General features: G+C 68.2%; 14 protein-coding genes and 1 tRNA gene. 12 read left to right on the forward strand and 3 right to left on the reverse strand.

Annotated features, from left to right (window positions below):
• Positions 1 to 150: 150 nt before the first annotated feature.
• The 6 genes from RIB45_RS04970 (at position 151) to RIB45_RS04995 (ending at position 6,404) form a co-directional block, all read left to right on the forward strand.
• Complete coding sequence (locus RIB45_RS04970; RefSeq protein ID WP_350049127.1) at positions 151 to 885, forward strand: ATP12 family chaperone protein; 735 nt, start codon at positions 151 to 153, stop codon at positions 883 to 885.
• Between the two features lie 95 nt (positions 886 to 980).
• Complete coding sequence (locus RIB45_RS04975) at positions 981 to 2,513, forward strand: acyl-CoA carboxylase subunit beta (RefSeq protein ID WP_350049128.1); 1,533 nt, start codon at positions 981 to 983, stop codon at positions 2,511 to 2,513.
• 25 nt (positions 2,514 to 2,538) lie between these two features.
• A complete protein-coding gene (locus tag RIB45_RS04980) occupies positions 2,539 to 4,548 on the forward strand; it encodes an acetyl-CoA carboxylase biotin carboxylase subunit (protein WP_350049129.1) in 2,010 nt (669 codons plus the stop codon).
• Positions 4,549 to 4,621: 73 nt separating this feature from the next.
• Positions 4,622 to 4,885 carry a GNAT family N-acetyltransferase gene (locus RIB45_RS04985; RefSeq protein WP_350049155.1) on the forward strand — a complete coding sequence of 88 codons (264 nt, stop codon included), beginning with the start codon at positions 4,622 to 4,624 and terminating at the stop codon, positions 4,883 to 4,885.
• Positions 4,886 to 4,954: 69 nt separating this feature from the next.
• Positions 4,955 to 5,242, forward strand: coding sequence for an acylphosphatase (locus RIB45_RS04990; protein ID WP_350049130.1), 288 nt, complete (start codon positions 4,955 to 4,957; stop codon positions 5,240 to 5,242).
• Between the two features lie 697 nt (positions 5,243 to 5,939).
• Positions 5,940 to 6,404 carry a DUF4399 domain-containing protein gene (locus tag RIB45_RS04995; RefSeq protein ID WP_350049131.1) on the forward strand — a complete coding sequence of 155 codons (465 nt, stop codon included), beginning with the start codon at positions 5,940 to 5,942 and terminating at the stop codon, positions 6,402 to 6,404.
• Between the two features lie 275 nt (positions 6,405 to 6,679).
• On the opposite strand, the gene RIB45_RS05000 is transcribed toward RIB45_RS04995, so the two are convergent.
• Positions 6,680 to 6,808: a hypothetical protein gene (locus RIB45_RS05000; protein WP_350049132.1), complete on the reverse strand. Its 129-nt coding sequence runs from the start codon at positions 6,806 to 6,808 to the stop codon at positions 6,680 to 6,682.
• Positions 6,805 to 7,479: a lipoyl(octanoyl) transferase LipB gene (lipB, locus tag RIB45_RS05005; RefSeq protein WP_350049156.1), complete on the reverse strand. Its 675-nt coding sequence runs from the start codon at positions 7,477 to 7,479 to the stop codon at positions 6,805 to 6,807. The genes RIB45_RS05000 and lipB overlap by 4 nt, the downstream gene beginning before the upstream one ends.
• Before the next feature lie 190 nt (positions 7,480 to 7,669).
• On the opposite strand from lipB, the gene RIB45_RS05010 reads away from it, so the two are divergent.
• From RIB45_RS05010 to mgtE, 3 genes are all read left to right on the forward strand, one after another.
• Positions 7,670 to 7,756 (forward strand) — tRNA-Leu (locus RIB45_RS05010).
• A gap of 323 nt (positions 7,757 to 8,079) precedes the next feature.
• Complete coding sequence (locus tag RIB45_RS05015) at positions 8,080 to 10,362, forward strand: NADP-dependent malic enzyme (protein ID WP_350049133.1); 2,283 nt, start codon at positions 8,080 to 8,082, stop codon at positions 10,360 to 10,362.
• A gap of 32 nt (positions 10,363 to 10,394) precedes the next feature.
• Positions 10,395 to 11,816: a magnesium transporter gene (gene mgtE / locus RIB45_RS05020; protein ID WP_350049134.1), complete on the forward strand. Its 1,422-nt coding sequence runs from the start codon at positions 10,395 to 10,397 to the stop codon at positions 11,814 to 11,816.
• A gap of 9 nt (positions 11,817 to 11,825) precedes the next feature.
• Here the strand turns inward: mgtE and RIB45_RS05025 are convergent, their stop codons facing one another.
• Positions 11,826 to 12,176 (reverse strand): DUF6614 family protein, encoded by a 351-nt coding sequence (locus tag RIB45_RS05025; RefSeq protein ID WP_350049135.1) that lies wholly within the window; start codon positions 12,174 to 12,176, stop codon positions 11,826 to 11,828.
• Between the two features lie 120 nt (positions 12,177 to 12,296).
• Here RIB45_RS05025 and RIB45_RS05030 point away from each other — a divergent pair, with 120 nt between their 5' ends.
• The 3 genes from RIB45_RS05030 to RIB45_RS05040 all read left to right on the forward strand — a co-directional run bounded on the left by RIB45_RS05030 (position 12,297) and on the right by RIB45_RS05040 (position 14,215).
• On the forward strand, positions 12,297 to 13,121 hold the full coding sequence (locus RIB45_RS05030) for a hypothetical protein (RefSeq protein ID WP_350049136.1): 825 nt from the start codon (positions 12,297 to 12,299) through the stop codon (positions 13,119 to 13,121).
• A gap of 192 nt (positions 13,122 to 13,313) precedes the next feature.
• Positions 13,314 to 13,739: a MerR family transcriptional regulator gene (locus RIB45_RS05035; RefSeq protein WP_350049137.1), complete on the forward strand. Its 426-nt coding sequence runs from the start codon at positions 13,314 to 13,316 to the stop codon at positions 13,737 to 13,739.
• Positions 13,736 to 14,215: a PaaI family thioesterase gene (locus tag RIB45_RS05040; protein WP_350049138.1), complete on the forward strand. Its 480-nt coding sequence runs from the start codon at positions 13,736 to 13,738 to the stop codon at positions 14,213 to 14,215. Before RIB45_RS05035 ends, RIB45_RS05040 begins: the two co-directional genes overlap by 4 nt.
• Positions 14,216 to 14,262 lie beyond the last annotated feature (47 nt).

Here is a 14,262-nt window from a genome sequence, read left to right on the forward strand (position 1 = left end):
ACAGTATAGTCGTTCACGCCGAGGACGCACGCCCTGGGTTGGAGCGGGCGGCGCGCCCCACCCCCTACCCTCCCCAATGGGGACGCTTGATCGCGCCGCGCGGCTGTGATGACTAGCGCGCGCACCAAGGAAAGCGAGGATCGCCGTCCGATGAGCCAGTTGAAGCGTTTCTACGCCCAAGCCGCCGCCGCGCCCGCGGCTGAGATCGACGCCGTCGACGGGGACGACGGCTTCGCCGTGCTGCTGGACGGAAAGCCGATCCGCACCCAGGGGCGGCGCGTCCATCTGATCGCGCCGACCCGCGCGCTGGCCGACGCCGTCGCCGCGGAATGGGCGGCGCAGGACGCGAAGATCGACCCCGCCTCCATGCCGATGATGACGCTGACGGCGACGGCGCTCGACCGCGTGGTCCCGCAGGCGCAGGCGGTGGCCGCCGACGCCGCCGCCTACGCCGGCAGCGATTTGCTGTGCTACCGCGCCGCGCCGGATGAAGCCGACGGGGTCCTGCGCCCGCGCCAGGACGCGGCCTGGCAGCCGCTCCTCGACTGGGCGGCGGAGCGCTACGGCGCGCGGCTTGTCGTGGCGGAAGGGATCATGCCGGTCGCCCAGGACAATGCAGCCTTGATGCTGTTCGGCCGGGCGCTGGGCGCGCTCGACGCGTTCCGGCTGACGGCCGTCCACGTCATGACGACGGCGACCGGCTCGCTGGTGCTCGCGCTCGCGCTGCTGGAGGGTCGGCTGAGCCCGGAAGAGGCGCACGCTCTGGCGACCCTCGACGAGACCGTCCAGGCCGAAAAATGGGGCGAGGACGAAGAGGCCGCCGCCCGGCGCGCACGGCTTCTTCAGGAGCTTGAAGAGGCGACCGCCTTCCTGAACCGCCTCTGACTCTGCGCCGCCCCTGCCGTCTGGCCAACCCCCGGGACTCGCGCTAGAACGGACGCAAGCGATAAGAAACGCGTTCATTTTCACGGGGGGGCTCCATGCAGGAGATCATCCGGCAGCTCGAAGAGAAACGGGCGGCCGCGCGCCTCGGCGGCGGCGAGAAGCGCGTCGACGCGCAGCACGCCAAGGGCAAGCTGACCGCGCGCGAGCGCATCGAGCTTTTCCTCGACGACGGCTCGTTCGAAGAATGGGACATGTTCGTCGAGCATGACTGCCACGACTTCGGCATGGCGGACCAGCGCACGCCGGGCGACGGGGTGGTGACCGGCCACGGGCTGGTCAACGGCCGGCCGGTCTTCGTCTTCAGCCAGGATTTCACGGTCTTCGGCGGCTCGCTCTCCGCCGCGCACGCGCGCAAGATCTGCAAGGTGATGGATCAGGCGATGAAGACGGGCGTGCCCGTCATCGGCCTGAACGATTCAGGCGGCGCGCGCATCCAGGAAGGCGTCGCCTCGCTCGCCGGCTACGCGGACGTGTTCCAGCGCAATGTGCTGGCCTCCGGCGTTGTGCCGCAGATCTCGCTGATCATGGGGCCGTGCGCGGGCGGCGCCGTCTATTCGCCCGCCATGACCGACTTCATCTTCATGGTGAAGGACAGCTCCTACATGTTCGTGACCGGCCCGGAGGTGGTGAAGACGGTCACCAACGAGGAGGTGACGGCCGAGGATCTGGGCGGCGCGATCACCCACACCACCAAGTCCGGCGTCGCCGACCTCGCCTTCGAGAACGACGTGGAGGCGCTCCTCCAGCTGCGCCGCTTCCTGGGCTATCTGCCGCTCAACAACCGTGAGGCGCCGCCGGTCCGCCCGACCGACGATCCGGCCGATCGGATCGACATGTCGCTGGACACCCTGATCCCGGACAATCCCAACAAGCCCTACGACATGAAGGAGCTGATCACGAAGATCGCCGACGAGGGCGAGTTCTTCGAGCTTCAGCCCGGCCACGCCGCCAACATCATCATCGGCTTCGCCCGGGTCGACGGGCATCCGGTCGGCGTCGTCGCCAACCAGCCGATGGTGCTGGCCGGGTGCCTGGATATCGACAGCTCCAAGAAGGCCGGGCGCTTCGTGCGCTTCTGCGACGCCTTCAACATCCCGATCGTCACCTTGGTCGACGTGCCCGGCTTCCTGCCCGGCACGGCGCAGGAATATAACGGCATCATCAAGCACGGCGCGAAGCTGCTTTTCGCATACGCCGAGGCGACGGTGCCGAAGGTGACCGTCATCACCCGCAAGGCCTATGGCGGCGCCTATGACGTGATGAGCTCCAAGCATCTGCGCGGCGACGTGAACTACGCCTGGCCGTCGGCCGAGATTGCGGTGATGGGCCCCAAAGGGGCGGTGGAGATCATCTTCCGCGCCGACCGCGACGACCCCGCCAAGATCGAGCAGCGCACGGAAGAATACCGGCAGAAGTTCGCCAACCCCTTCGTCGCCGGCTCGCTCGGCTTCATCGACGACGTGATCCTGCCCCACGGCACCCGCCGGCGCATCGCCAAGAGCTTGCGCCTGCTGCGCAACAAGCAGCTCGAGAACCCGTGGAAAAAGCACGACAATATTCCGCTGTGAGCCGGGCGGGGTGAGGAAAACAGCCATGTTCAAAAAAATCCTGATCGCCAATCGCGGGGAGATCGCCTGCCGGGTGATGAAGACGGCGCACGCGATGGGGATCGCGCCGGTGGCCGTCTATTCCGACGCCGACGTCGAGGCGCGCCACACGCGCATGGCGAAGGAGCTGGGCGGCGAGGCGGTGCATGTCGGCCCGCCGCCGTCGGCCGAAAGCTACCTTCAGATCGAGCGCATCGTGCAAGCGTGCAAGGACACGGGCGCGCAGGCGGTGCATCCCGGCTACGGCTTCCTCTCCGAGAACAAGGCCTTCGCCCAGGCTCTGGCCGACGCCGGGATCGCCTTCATCGGCCCGCCGGTGGGCGCCATTCAGGCGATGGGCGACAAAATCGAGTCCAAGAAGCTGGCCGAGAAGGCCGGCGTCAACACCGTGCCCGGCCATCTGGAGGCGGTGACCGACCCGGAAGAGGCGGTGCGCATCGCCAAGGAGATCGGCTATCCGGTGATGCTGAAGGCGTCCGCCGGCGGCGGCGGCAAGGGCATGCGGCTCGCCTGGAACGACGAGGAGGCGCGCGACGGTCTGGTCGGCGCGATGAACGAGGGGCGCAACAGCTTCGGCGACGACCGCGTCTTCATCGAAAAATTCGTCGAGCAGCCGCGCCACATCGAAATCCAGGTGATGGCGGATCAGCACGGGAACTGCGTCTATCTGGGCGAGCGCGAGTGCTCCATCCAGCGCCGGCACCAGAAGGTGCTGGAGGAGGCGCCGAGCCCGTTCCTGGACGAAGCCACCCGCAAGGCGATGGGCGAGCAGGCGGTGGCGCTGGCCCAGGCGGTCGATTACTGCAGCGCCGGCACGGTCGAGTTCATCGTCGACAAGGACAAGAACTTCTATTTCCTGGAGATGAACACGCGCCTCCAGGTGGAGCATCCGGTGACGGAGTTCGTCACCGGCCTCGACCTCGTGGAGTTGATGATCCGCGTTGCGGCCGGCGAAAAACTGCCGATGACCCAGGACGACGTGCAGCTCAAGGGCTGGGCGATCGAAGCGCGGCTCTACGCCGAGGATCCGGAGCGCGGCTTCCTGCCGTCCACCGGCCGTCTCTCGCGCTATATCGAGCCGGACGAGCGCGGCGGGCGCGTGCGCACCGACAGCGGCTGCTATGACGGCGCCGAGATCTCGATCTATTACGACCCGATGATCGCCAAGCTGATCGCCGGCGGGAAGAGCCGGGCCGAGGCGCTGGCGACGCTGCGTCAGGCGCTCGACGGCTATTACGTGCGCGGGCTGTCGCACAATCTCTCCTTCCTCTCGGCGGTGGCGAAGCATCCGCGCTTCGAGAGCGGCGAGATAACCACCAACTTCATCGCCGAGGAATATCCAGACGGCCTGACCGACGCCGACTTGAAGCCCGCCGACCCGGGGCTCTTCGCCGCCGTCGCCGCCGTCATCCAGGACCGGGTGGAGCGACGCGAGCGCGGCCTCTCCGGTCAGCTGGCGGGCGGAGAGCCGGAGCAGCCGAGCGACTACGCCGTCTTCCTCGGCACGGTTGAGAAAGAGGAGCATGCGGTCGCCCTGCACCGCGGGGCGGACGCCGACCGGGTGACGGTCGACGGCCGCGACCGTCACATCGCCAGCGGCTGGCGGCCCGGTCAGCCGCTGTTCCACGCGCGGATCGACGATGCGGAGACGATTTTCCAGGTCGACCGCGACGGCGCCGGTTGGGTTCTGACGCATGACGGCGGGCGGGCGCGCGCCCTGGCGGTGGAGGCGCGCCACGCGCCCTTGCAGCGGCTGATGCCCTTCAAGGAGCCGCCGGATATGTCGAAGTTCCTGCTCTCGCCGATGCCCGGGCTGCTGGTGCGGCTCAAGGCGAAGGTCGGCGATCCGGTCAAGGCCGGCGAGGAGCTGGCCGTCGTCGAGGCGATGAAGATGGAGAACGTGCTGCGCGCCGTCGCCGACGGCGTGGTGAAGGAGGTGCACGCCGAACCGGGCGCCAGCCTCGCCGTCGATCAGGCGATCCTGGAGTTCGAGTGAGACGCGGCTATGACCCGTCGGGCGTCGCCCGCCGAGGCGCCGGCGATAGAACGGCTGATCGTCCCAGTCGCTGATCGTCCCAGTCGCCTACGCGGAGCGCGACGGCGGCCATATCAGGCTGATGGTCGTCGCCGGGGACCGGCAGGGACGCGGTCTTTCGCGCCGACTGCCGGCGGGGCTTCCGGACGGCTTCGAGGGCGAGGCGGCGACCTTGAGCGCCAGCGACTTCGCGTTGCCGCGCTATCGGGCGCTAGGCTTTGTCGCGACAGGTCCGCGGACCTGCTTCAACGGCGTCGTTCATACGCCGATGCGAAAAGCGCCGCACGCCGACGACTGAGCCGGACCTGCAGGGGTTGCGCGCGCGCCGCCGTCGCCAAATATGCGAGGGCGGAGGTGAAAAAGACCGATGACAGACGACAGCAAGACCATCCACGCGATCATTTCCGGTAAGGTGCAGGGCGTGTGGTTCCGCGCCTGGACGCAGGAGACGGCGGAGGAGCTCGGCCTAGACGGCTGGGTGCGCAACCGGCGCGACGGAACGGTCGAGGCCGTCTTCTCCGGTCCGTCGACGTCCGTCGACCGGATGGTCGAACTCGCCCATGACGGGCCGAGCCACGCCCGGGTGCGTGACGTCCAGGTCTCCGACAGCGCCGAGACGCCGACGCCCGGCTTCGAGAAACGGCCTACGGTTTGAGCGGCGCCTAAATATTAGTCGGGTGGGCGCCCAAAATATCTCCACACTATTTCGGATGACGGAATAAAACGCCTGAAATGACTAAAATAGCGTCGGATATGTGATAAAAAAATGGTCCAGTCTTTGCAAAGATAACAGCGTGCATCGCCATACCCCGGCGAAATCGATCGGACGACGTCCGCGGATTTCTTCGGCGATGCGGTTGGCAAGGCGGCGCGGGGTTTGGGTCCGCGCCGGCGAATCCTGGAAGGCGACAGCTATGGGTATCAAGATCGAAGGGCGCGCTAAGGACCATCCGTTGGACGGGCCGCACCCGACCGACTGACGCGCTGTCGGCGCGCTCGGCGCGCCGTCCCCTCGCTTTGAACCGGCCGGACCTCCGAGCCGGAGTGCGGGACGCAGGCGCCCGCGGGCCGTTTCGGCCCGCATCGCTCGTTTGCCGCCGAACGCCGGCCCGGCGCGCGGCGTCGTGTGCGCTGACGGCAATGCGCCGACGGACCGCGCCCTGACGAGCCGGTGCGGCCCCTCCTTCGACAATGTCGCGTCCTCCGCCATCCACCCCGCCGCTCGTCTCCAGGATGTGATCCGGCGCGGTACTTCGTGCGTATTTCTAACGCCGTTTACGACGCGCAGGGCGCGCGCCGCCGCCCGTCGTACAGGCCCGCCTTCGGGCCGGTCCAACAGGGAGGATCACTCCATGCGCACGCTTCTCTCCGCCGCCGCGCTAGCCGCGCTCACGCTTGCCGCCGCGCCGACGGCGCTCGCTCAGGATACGCCCGCGCCGGAAGGCGCGCGGGTCGCCTTCTCCTCGCCCGCGCCGGGCTCGATCATCTACGGCTCGCAGGTGCATGTGATCATGTACGCCGAGGGCGTCGACATCGTGCCCGCCGGGACCGACGAGCCCGCCAGCGGTCACCACCACCTGCTGATCAACACAGAGTACGAGGAGATGGATCAGCCCATCCCGGCCGACGACCGGCACGTCCATTTCGGCGGCGGCCAGACTGAGATGATCATCACTTTGCCGCCGGGCGAACATCGCCTGCAACTGCTGCTCGGCGATCAGAACCACGTGCCGCACGATCCCCCGGTGATGTCCGATCCGATCTTCATCACCGTCAAGCGCGCCGCCGGCTATATGGCGAACGGCCGGATGGAGTAGGGGGCGCTTGCGCCTGCGGAACCGGCGCGGGTCGCGACGGGTCCCGCTTTCGCGCCGACGCCCCTCATCCTCTTGCCGCCCCGACTTGATTAGGTCGGGTCAATGAATCCGCGAAGACACGTCACCCCGGCCCCGTCCCGGGGGAACGGCGGCGGGCGCCGTCATCGCCCGTCGGCCCGGGACCGGTCCGGGCCGGCGAGCCATGCGGCCGGTGGTTCGGAACGTCTCCTCCCGCACCGACTGACGTGATGACGACCCCGGGCGAGGCGTCCCGCTCAGAATGTGACGCCGATATCGATCTCCGGCTCGGAGCGGGAGCCTCCTTCGCCGCGCACCTTGACGGTGTCGCAGGCGGCGAGGCTCAGCAGTAGGCAGCAGAGCAAGGCGGCCAGGCGTCGGGTCATGGCGCCGGCGCCCGGGTGAAGGGACCGAAGACCTCAGTGAACGCGCGCTCTAACGCCAGATCGGCGTCCGCCATCGTCACCGGCAGGCCGAGGTCGACCAGCGAGGTGACGCCGAGCCCTTCCTCCCCGACGCCGCAGGGCACGATGCCCTCGAAGTGGGAGAGATCCGGCTCGACGTTGAGCGCCAGGCCGTGGAAGGCGACCCAGCGGCGCACCCGCACGCCGATGGCGGCGATCTTGTCTTCCTTGACGGGCGCGCCCCCCGAGCCGCTGCGGTCGACCCAAATGCCCACGCGGCCCGCGCGCCGCTCGCCCTCTACCGCGAACTCGGCCAGCGCGCGGATCACCCACGCCTCCAGCATATGCACGTAGCAGCGCACGTCGATGTCGCGCGCCTTCAGATCAATCACCGCATAGGCCACCCGCTGACCGGGGCCGTGATAGGTGTATTGCCCGCCGCGCCCGGTCTTGAAGACGGGGAAGCGCTCGGGCGCCAGCAGATCCTCGGCCTTCGCGCTGGTCCCGGCCGTGTAGAGCGGCGGGTGCTCCAACAGCCACACCAGCTCCGGCGCGCCCTCGTCGCGCACGGCCGCCGCGCGCGCCTCCATCTCGGCCAGCGCGGCCTCGTAGGCGACCGGCGCAGAGGATATCCGCCACTCCACCGGGCGCATCGTTGCGTCCGGCTGACCGGCGGGGCAGGCGTCTTCGGCGCGCGCGCTCATCGGCGGAAATCCTCTTATCGAAAAAAGGCGGCGGGCCTACGGAAACCCGCCTTGAAAGCCCAGGGTCGATTTGCTAGATCATCGCACCGCTCGGGGGCAAGGCTTCAAACGGCCCCCCGGGCCCGTCATGAAAAGATATGCGGTCGTGGCGGAATTGGTAGACGCGCAGCGTTGAGGTCGCTGTGGGCGAGAGCCCGTGGAAGTTCGAGTCTTCTCGACCGCACCATTCTTTTTCGAGAGAGCCCGCCCTTTCGGCGGGCTTTTTCGTTTGAGGCGTCGGAATGGACGCTATGGACCAAAATATCCTCGCGAAAGCGCAGTGCTGTCCTAGAAGAATTGGGGCCTTATCGTCGGCCCGGCCTTGAGCCGGGCCAACCGGGGTTTGCGCGCCGCTCAGGCTCCGATTGTCCCGGCTCTGCGGCCGGGACGACGGGGGGTGGGGCGGTCTTTAAGCCAGCCCCCACTCCCCGCTTGAGGCGGCGGCCTCTCCCCCATAGCCTAAGCCGCGCGGCGCAGCATCATACCTGCCGGGGGGAGTGACTTTCCATCATGGCCGAGAATTTCGACGACGAGGCGCTGAACTATCACCGCATGGCGCCGCCGGGGAAGCTGTCGGTGACGGCGACCAAGCCGATGGCGAATCAGCGGGACTTGAGCCTCGCCTACTCCCCCGGGGTGGCGGCGGCCTGCCGGGCGATCGTCGACGACCCTAAAGAGGCCGCGAGCGTCACCGCGCGCGGCAATCTGGTGGCCGTGATCTCCAACGGCACGGCGGTGCTGGGGCTGGGCGCGATCGGGCCGCTCGCCTCCAAGCCGGTGATGGAGGGCAAGGCGGTCCTGTTCAAGAAGTTCGCCGGGATCGACGTCTTCGACATCGAGGTGGACGAGCGCGAGGTCGAAAAATTTTGCGACATCGTCGCCGCCCTGGAGCCGACCTTCGGCGGCGTCAATCTGGAGGACATCAAGGCGCCCGAGTGCTTCGAGATCGAGCGGCGCCTGAAGGAGCGGATGAACATCCCCGTCTTCCACGACGATCAGCACGGCACCGCCATCATCGTCTCGGCCGCCGTCTTCAACGCGTTGGAGCTGGTGGGCAAGAAATTCGAGGATGTGCGCATCGTCTGCTCCGGCGCCGGGGCGGCGGCGCTCGCCTGCCTGGACATGCTGGTCAACATGGGCGCGCGCCGAGAGAACGTCACGGTCTGCGACATCGCCGGCGTCGTCTATGACGGCCGGGTCGACGAGATGGACCCCTACAAGGCGCGCTACGCCCAGAAGACCGAATGCCGCGCGCTGTCTGAGGTGATCGAAGGCGCCGACGTCTTTCTGGGCTTGAGCGCCCCCGGCGTCCTGAAGCCGGAGATGGTCGAGAGGATGGCGCCCGATCCGCTGATCTTCGCGCTGGCCAACCCCAATCCGGAGATCTGGCCGGAGGACGCGCGGGCCGTGCGCCCCGACGCGATCCTGGCGACCGGGCGGTCGGACTATCCGAACCAGGTCAACAACGTGCTGTGCTTCCCGTTCCTGTTCCGGGGCGCGCTGGACGTGGGCGCGACTGCGATCAACGAGGAGATGAAGGTCGCCTGCGCCAAGGCGATCGCGGCCTTGGCCCGGCGCGAGGTGACCGAGGTCGTCGCCAAGGCCTATGGCGAGATCGGCGGCTTCGGCCGCGAGCATCTGATTCCCAAGCCCTTCGATCTGCGCCTGATCCTTGAGGTCGCGCCGGCGGTGGCGAAGGCCGCGATGGCGAGCGGCGTCGCCATGCGGCCGATCGAGGACTTCGAGGCCTATCGCCAGCGCCTGTCTCAGTTCGTTTACCGGTCCGGGACCGTCATGAAACCGGTTTTCGACCGCGCGATGCAGAACCCGAAGCGCGTGGTCTATGCAGAAGGCGAGGAGGCGCGCGTGCTGCGCGCGGTTCAGGTGGTGGTCGACGACGGCGTCGCCAAGCCGATCCTGATCGGACGGCGCCAGGTGGTGCAGAACCGGATCGAGCGCCTGGGCCTGCGGCTGCGCATGGACGAGGATTTCGAGCTCTGCGATCCCGAAAGCGATCCGCGCTACAAGACCTATTGGACGACCTATCAGCAACTGATGGGGCGCAAGGGCGTCTCGCCTGAATTCGCGCGCGAGGTCGTGCGCACGCGCACCACCGTGATCGGCGCGCTGATGGTCCATCTGGGCGAAGCGGACGCCCTGATCGCCGGCACGGTCGGCCAGTTCATCAAGCATCTGAAGCATGTGCGCGACATCATCGGCTGCCGGCCGGAGGCCAAGGACATGTCGACGCTGAATATGCTGATCCTGGACAAGGGCGTTTATTTCATCGCGGACACGCAAGTCTCCTACGAGCCGAGCGCGGACGAGTTGGCCGAGATGGTCGAGCTCTCGGCGGAGGAGGTGAGCCGCTTCGGCATCCAGCCGAAGATTGCGCTGCTGTCGCATTCGAACTTCGGCGTCTCGGACACGCCGTCCGCGCGGCGCATGCGCGAGGCGGTGCGCCTGCTGCAGGAGCGCCGTCCCGATCTCGAGGTCGAGGGCGAGATGCACGCCGACACCGCGCTCGATCCGGACTTGCGGGATTTCATCTTTCCCGACTCCAAGCTGCAGGGGTCGGCGAATCTCCTGATAATGCCTTCGCTGGACGCGGCGAACATCGCCTACAATACGCTCAAGGTTCTGGGCGACGGCTTGTCCGTAGGGCCGATACTGGTCGGCGCGGGGCGCCCGGCCCATGTACTGACTCCCTCGGTCACCGCGCGCGGCATCGTCAACATGACGGCGCTGGCGGTGGTCGATGCGCAGATTTATGAGGAGCGCGCGGCCGGCTGATCCCGCCCGCGTCAGCGGATAGGAGCGCCGGCATGGCGGATCTCGACGAGAAGAAGCGCTCGGACGACGCCGCCGAGGAGGCGGAGTCCCAGGACGCTTTCGACGAGCTTTACGGCCTCGACGACGAGACCGTGGAGGCCTGCGCGAGCGCCGTCGATCAGGAGCAGCCGGCCGACGCGCTGCGCGCCCTGGTCGAACCGCTGCACGCCGCCGACTTGGCCGACCTGTTGGAGCGTCTGACCCACGATCAGCGCGTCGGTCTGTTGCGCGCGCTGGGCGAGGATCTCGACTACGAGGTCTTCTCCTATCTCGACTATTCGGTGCGCGACGATCTCGTCGACGTGCTGACGGTCAAGCAGTTGGCGGCGATCGTCGCGGACCTGGAATCCGACGACGCCGTCGACCTGCTGGAAGATCTGCCGGAGGAGCGCCAGCAGGAAGTGCTGCGCGCCGTGCCGGCCGCCGAGCGCGCCTTCTACGAACGCTCGCTCAGCTATCCGGAAGAGTCCGCCGGCCGCCTGATGCGGCACGAGGTCGTGACGATCCCCAATTTCTGGACCGTCGGCCAGACCATCGACTACATGCGCGACGAGGAAATCGAGCTGCCGGACGATTTCTACAACGTCGTGGTGGTCAGCCCGGCCTATCGGCCGGTCGGGCTGCTGCAGCTCTCGAAGCTGCTGCGCTCGCGGCGCGTCGTCGCGGTCTCTGACATCATGGAGGCCGAGCCGAAGCTGGTCCCCGGCGACATGGATCAGGAGGACGTCGCCTTCATCTTCCGGCAGTACGGCCTGGTCGAGGCGCCGGTGGTGGAGGAAAGCGGCCGGCTGATCGGCGTGCTGACCTTCGACGACGTGGTCGACGTGATGGACGAGGAGCATGAGGACGACATCCTCAAGCTCGGCGGCGTATCCGAGGACGATTTCTACGCCGACATCTTCCGCACGACGCGGCTGCGCTTCTCCTGGCTGCTGGTCAATCTGGGCACGGCCATCGTCGCCTCGTTGGTGATCGCGCTGTTCGAGGACACGCTGGAGAAGGCGGTGGCGTTGGCCGTCCTGATGCCGATCGTCGCCTCCATGGGCGGCAATGCGGGCACCCAGACGCTGACGGTCGCCGTGCGCGCCCAGGCGGTCAACGAACTGACCGCCGCCAACGCCATGCGCATCATCTGGAAAGAGGTGATCGTGGGCGGCATCAATGGCTTCCTCTTCGCGATCATCATGGGGCTGGTCGCCTGGGGCTGGTTCGGCGACCCGATGCTGGGCGGCGTCATCGCCTTCGCGATGATCGCCAACCTGATCGTCGCGGGCCTCGCCGGCACGCTGATCCCGTTGGGGATCGAGAGGATCGGGCAGGACCCGGCCGTCGCCTCGACCGTCTTCCTGACGACGATCACCGACGTCGTGGGCTTCTTCGTCTTCCTCGGCCTGGCGTCCGTGGTGTTGCTTTAAGGTCGGCGCTCAGAAAAGCTCCGCGCCCCGTTCGCGATGGGGGTCCGGAAAGTCGCGGTACAGGGCGAAGAAGACCTGATCGACCCGGCTGTTGACGCAGTGGTGGAGCGGCTCCCACTCGCCCGCGCGGCTTGAGACGACGCGGAAGGCCTCGTCAAGCTGCGCCAGGCCGTCGGTCTCCACATAGAATTGGAATTCCGGCAGAAAGTCGGGGCCGAGGCCAAGCTTGCGGCGCAGCAGCCGCCATCCCGTGATCGCGCCTTCGTCCTGAAGACGGGTCATGTAGGCGGCGAAATGATCCGCGAACTCGACATCGCCCACGCCGTCCTTGAGCGTGAACCAGCCTTGATAGAGATCCATCCGGGCTCTCCTAGATCCTGTCGCGGCGCGGACGCGGCGATGATGCGGCGGCGGCGGCGCGCGCGCAAGACGGCACGGCGATTGCTTCGCCGACGGCGAACGACGACAGGAGCGCCCGCGATGAGCCGACCCGACGAGAGTCCCGCCGCCATCTTTCGCGCCGCGACGCAGGCCGTCGCGCTTCGCGAGGCGACGACGCTTCGGCCCGAGAAGGCCGACGCGGCCGCCGCGATGGGTCGCGACCGCTTTTGGGACGTCTTCGCCGGGCGCTTCGGTTTGCCGGGCGCCGCCTTCACGGAGCCGAGGGATCTGGCCGCCCAGGCGGCGCAGCGAGACGGCGCTTCGGCCGGTTCGCGCTACGATCTGACCGCCATGTCCGCCCGTCAGGTGATCGAGCTCGCCGACCGGCTGCGTGCGGACGGGGCGCTCGAGGCCGAACCGGCCGATCTGCTCGGCCTGCGCCCGCAGGCGCTGCCCTACGCCGGCGATCCGGTCTTCTCCGCCTCACCGGTCAGCCGGCTGGCGGCGGAGCTCTCCGGGGGCTTCGGCCCGCGTTTCGACGGAACCTGGAATTGGATCGCCGAACACACGGCGCAGCACCGCTACCTCGTCGAGGAGGGCGGCGACGCGCGCGCGGTGCGCGGCTCCGAACGTCTGTTGCAGCAGCTGTATCAGCTGCAGGCCGAACAAGCGCTCTACGCCGTGCAGGATCAGGCGCGCGACCGGCGCGAGGAGGGCCGCGCCGGCGCCGGCGCGGCCGTTGATCCCTTCGCCGGCCGCTTCGTCGGGCCGAGTTCGGGCGCCGGCTTCGGGGGGGACGCCCGCGGCGCGGGGCTCGAACGCGCCTTGAGCGACGGCTTCATGGCCCGCGGCCCCCACGCGGCCGCCGCGCTGCGGACGCTGACGCTCTCCGGCGATGCGTTCGCGCTGCTGGGGCAGGCGTAGGGAGCGGCCAAGCGCAGAGATGAAGCCTCAAGGGGACGCGCGCGCCCGCGCGACCGGGGGGCTCGCAGACGCCACGGGCGCCGCCGCTTTCCTCCCCCCGCCTCGGGGGCGGAAAGCCGGGCGGATGAGCGCCGCCTGCTCGCTCCGCCTTTTGCAATTGACGTTTACGTAAACGTCAAATAACGTCGCGGCATGGACGAGTTGCTGGCGCATAAGAGCTGCTGGACGATCGCCGAACTCGCGCGGGAGTTCGCGATCACCACGCGCACCATCCGCTTCTATGAGGCCGAAGGCATGATCGCGCCGGAGCGCCAGGGCGCGCAGCGCCTCTACCACCCGCGCGACCGGGTCCGGCTGAAGCTGATCCTTCGCGGCAAGCGCCTCGGCTTCACGCTGGCCGAGATCCGGGAGATCATCGACCTTTACGACCGTGAGCCGGGCGAGGCCGGCCAGCTGCAGCATTTCCTCGACAAGATCGAGGAGCGCCGCGCCGAGCTGGAGCAGAAGCGCCGGGACATCGCGCTCACCCTTTCTGAGTTGCAGGAGGTGGAGCGCAGCTGCCGGCGCCGGTTGGATGAGCTGGGCGGCGCTGCGATGCGCGAGGGCGCGGAGCGATGAGCGCGTTCGAGGCCCGCAATCCCCATTTCGAGGCCCGCGTGCGCGAGAGTTTCGCGCGCCAGACCTTCATGCGCACGCTGGGCGCCGAGCTGACGTCGGTCACGCCGGGCGAGGTCGAGATCCGGCTGCCCTACCGCGAGGATCTGTGCCAGCAGCACGGCTATTTCCACGGCGGGGTGATCGGGACGCTGGCGGACAACGCCGGCGGCTACGCCGCCTTCTCGCTGATGGCGGCCGAGGACAGCGTGCTGACGGTCGAATACAAGATGAACATCGTCGCCCCCGGCGCCGGCGCGGCGCTGGTCGCGGTCGGCGAGGTGCTGCGCCCCGGCCGATCGCTGACCGTGACGGAGGCGAAGGTTTACGCCGAGGCGGCCGACGGCGCGCGCAAGCTGTGCGCCGTCTCGCTCAATACGCTGATGACGATGGCCGGCATGGCCGATGAAAAGCAGGTGCGCGATCCCAATGTGGGATGAGGCGTAAGAGATCCGCGCGCGCAAGACGCGGGACGAAGCCGGAGGAG

The organism is Marivibrio sp., from assembly GCF_040218065.1.
Lineage (GTDB): Bacteria > Pseudomonadota > Alphaproteobacteria > UBA8366 > Aestuariispiraceae > Marivibrio.

What these genes read in the sequence shown, in the direction of transcription:
- RIB45_RS04970 (WP_350049127.1), top strand. Translation starts at nt 151, where the DNA reads ATGAGCCAGTTGAAGCGTTTCTACGCCCAAGCCGCCGCCGCGCCCGCG.
- RIB45_RS04975 (WP_350049128.1), top strand. Translation starts at nt 981, where the DNA reads ATGCAGGAGATCATCCGGCAGCTCGAAGAGAAACGGGCGGCCGCGCGC.
- RIB45_RS04980 (WP_350049129.1), top strand. Translation starts at nt 2,539, where the DNA reads ATGTTCAAAAAAATCCTGATCGCCAATCGCGGGGAGATCGCCTGCCGG.
- RIB45_RS04990 (WP_350049130.1), top strand. Translation starts at nt 4,955, where the DNA reads ATGACAGACGACAGCAAGACCATCCACGCGATCATTTCCGGTAAGGTG.
- RIB45_RS04995 (WP_350049131.1), top strand. Translation starts at nt 5,940, where the DNA reads ATGCGCACGCTTCTCTCCGCCGCCGCGCTAGCCGCGCTCACGCTTGCC.
- RIB45_RS05000 (WP_350049132.1), bottom strand. Translation starts at nt 6,808, where the DNA reads ATGACCCGACGCCTGGCCGCCTTGCTCTGCTGCCTACTGCTGAGCCTC.
- lipB (WP_350049156.1), bottom strand. Translation starts at nt 7,479, where the DNA reads ATGCGCCCGGTGGAGTGGCGGATATCCTCTGCGCCGGTCGCCTACGAG.
- RIB45_RS05015 (WP_350049133.1), top strand. Translation starts at nt 8,080, where the DNA reads ATGGCCGAGAATTTCGACGACGAGGCGCTGAACTATCACCGCATGGCG.
- mgtE (WP_350049134.1), top strand. Translation starts at nt 10,395, where the DNA reads ATGGCGGATCTCGACGAGAAGAAGCGCTCGGACGACGCCGCCGAGGAG.
- RIB45_RS05025 (WP_350049135.1), bottom strand. Translation starts at nt 12,176, where the DNA reads ATGGATCTCTATCAAGGCTGGTTCACGCTCAAGGACGGCGTGGGCGAT.
- RIB45_RS05030 (WP_350049136.1), top strand. Translation starts at nt 12,297, where the DNA reads ATGAGCCGACCCGACGAGAGTCCCGCCGCCATCTTTCGCGCCGCGACG.
- RIB45_RS05035 (WP_350049137.1), top strand. Translation starts at nt 13,314, where the DNA reads ATGGACGAGTTGCTGGCGCATAAGAGCTGCTGGACGATCGCCGAACTC.
- RIB45_RS05040 (WP_350049138.1), top strand. Translation starts at nt 13,736, where the DNA reads ATGAGCGCGTTCGAGGCCCGCAATCCCCATTTCGAGGCCCGCGTGCGC.